The organism is Lentzea sp. (genome assembly GCF_036380075.1).
Taxonomy (GTDB): domain Bacteria; phylum Actinomycetota; class Actinomycetes; order Mycobacteriales; family Pseudonocardiaceae; genus Lentzea.
The window spans coordinates 1-2188 of record NZ_DASVFL010000232.1 but is presented as its reverse complement, the minus strand read 5'-3'; the positions used below and the strand labels follow the sequence as shown (position 1 = coordinate 2188).

Annotated in this window: 2 protein-coding genes; one reads left to right on the top strand and one right to left on the bottom strand. The window is 71.5% G+C overall.

Annotated elements, in window-relative coordinates:
- On the bottom strand, positions 1–1477 hold a 1477-nt coding region (locus VF330_RS25530; protein WP_330854212.1), incomplete at its 3' end, for an AfsR/SARP family transcriptional regulator.
- Positions 1478–1607: 130 nt separating this feature from the next.
- On the opposite strand from VF330_RS25530, the gene VF330_RS25525 reads away from it, so the two are divergent.
- On the top strand, positions 1608–2183 hold the full coding sequence (locus tag VF330_RS25525; RefSeq protein ID WP_330854211.1) for a hypothetical protein: 576 nt from the start codon (positions 1608–1610) through the stop codon (positions 2181–2183).
- Positions 2184–2188: the final 5 nt, after the last annotated feature.

Sequence of the window (2188 nt, the reverse complement as noted above, 5' to 3'; positions counted from 1 at the left end):
GGTAGGACGCGTGCACGGCGGCCGCGCCGGCTTCCGGCCACGGACCGGTGTCATCCACCTGGCCGAGGAGGTCGTCGAGCGACCACCTGTCGTGCCGGCGGAACAGCGCGGCCGCGATGTTGATCGGCATCGGCAGGTAGCCGCAGCGCTTGACCAGCCCGGCCACGTCGGCCGACCGCCCGCGGATGCGGAAGGGGTCGGTCAGCGTCTGGAACATCGCCAGCGCCTCGCCGGGAGGCAGCGGCGCCAGCCGGACGTGCGCGCTGATGTCCGGCTCGCCCATGTGCCTGCTCGTGACGATCGCGAAGCAGCTCCCCGCCTCCGGCAGCAGCGGGCGGACCTGCTCGGGTGACGCCGCGTTGTCCAGCACCACCAACGTCTTCGTGCCGAACAGCCGGGACTGGTAGAGCGTGACCTTGCGGCCGACGGTGTCCGGGATCTGCTCGGTCGGCACGCCCTGCTCGATCAGCAGCTGGGTGAGCGCGTCCGAGATCGACGTCTCGGCGACGCCGGGGGTGAACCCGTTGAGCTTCACCAGGATCTGCCCGTCGGGGAAGCGGTCGCGCAGCCGGTGCGCCGCCTCGACCGCCAGGCCCGTCTTGCCGACGCCGAGCGCGCCGCTGACCCAGACGGCCCGCCGCTCCCCGGTTCCCGCCGCGGCCGACTCGATCGCCCGGAGTTCCGCCGCACGGCCGGTGAACCCGCCCGGCCGCGACGGCAGCGAGCTGCCCCGCTCACCGCGCCGGGCGCGTTCGGCCAGGTTGCGCAGCACCGTTCCCGGTTCGAACCCGGCGTCGGCGAGCGCGCGGCTCGTGGTGTCGAAGATCCGGATGGCGCCGACGCGGTCGTTGCCCGCGATGAGCGCGCGCATCAGCAGCTCGGCGTACTTCTGCTCGTCGGGGGCGGTGCGGATGGCCCTGCGCATCCGGTCCCTGGCCGAGCGGTGGTCGCCGGAGACCAGCTCCAGCTCGGCCAGGTCGCCGAGGGCGTCGTGGTAGCCGTCGTCCGGGAAGATCACCTCGACGCCGCCGACCCTGTCGATGTCGATGTCCTCCAGGAACCGGCCGCGCCACAGCGCGACCGCCTCGCGCAGCAGTTCGATGGCGCGGCGCTCGTCCTTGTCCTGAAGGGCCTGCGCGGCCTCTGCCCGCAGCCGGTCGAAGCGGACGGTGTCGATGGAGTCCTCGTCGACGCGCAGCACGTAGCCGGTCGCCGTCCGCTCGATCGAGGTGCCGGTGGAGTCGAACGCCTTGCGCAGCTTGTTGATGTAGCCGCGCACGAGCGTCCGGCGTTCGGAGTTGTCGGGCCACACGACCTCGGTGATGCGTTCGGGTGACACGGGCTTGTTCGCGTGCAACAGGAGCACGACGAGGATGAAGCGTTGTTGCTGGTCTCCCAAGGACACCGGGGCTTGCTCGTGCCACGCCTCCAACGGACCCAGCATCCGGAACTCCACGCCGACCTCCTCGGTGTCCACTCCTGTCTGGGTGGAATGTCGCGCGATGTGCCTTCCGCGTGTCGATGTATCCGCTTTTTGTCCACCTTTGATCAACGCGGCCACGTCACGGTGCCCGGTGGAGTCACGCAAGGTGCCGAAGGGGAGACCGATGGTGTCCGACGATGTGCTGCCCTGCTACGTGGTGTGCGACGTGTCGTTCTCGATGAACGACCACGTCGACGAGGTGAACGCCGGCATGCGCGAGTTCCGCGGGGTGGTGCACGCGGACCGGCGGACGGCGGCGCGGGTGCGGCTCTGCGTCGTGGTGTTCGCCGACCGGCCGCTGGTCGCGCACCCGCTCGCGCCCGCGCTCGAACCGGCCGGGCTGGTCACGCCGCGGCAGGAGTCGGGGTCGGACTTCGGGGCCGTGTTCGCGTTCGTGCGCGGGGTGATCGAGCGGGACGTGGCGGAGCTCAAGGCGCAACGGGTGCGGGTGCGGCGGCCGGTGTTGTTCTTCGTCTCCGATGGCCGGGCGACCGACCAGGACTGGCCGCGGGAGCTGGCCAGGCTCACGGAGACGGCGTCGTGCCCGGAGATGATCGCGTTCGGGCTCGGGGTCGTCGACCAGCCCGTGCTCGACCGCATCGGCACGTCGCGGGTGTTCCTCGGGCGGGACGGGGTGCGGCTGGGCATCGCGCTGGCCTCGTCGGTGGCGCGGACGGTGCTGCGACCGGACCACGTGTGACGGAT

What these genes read in the sequence shown, in the direction of transcription:
- VF330_RS25525 (WP_330854211.1), top strand. Translation starts at nt 1,608, where the DNA reads ATGGTGTCCGACGATGTGCTGCCCTGCTACGTGGTGTGCGACGTGTCG.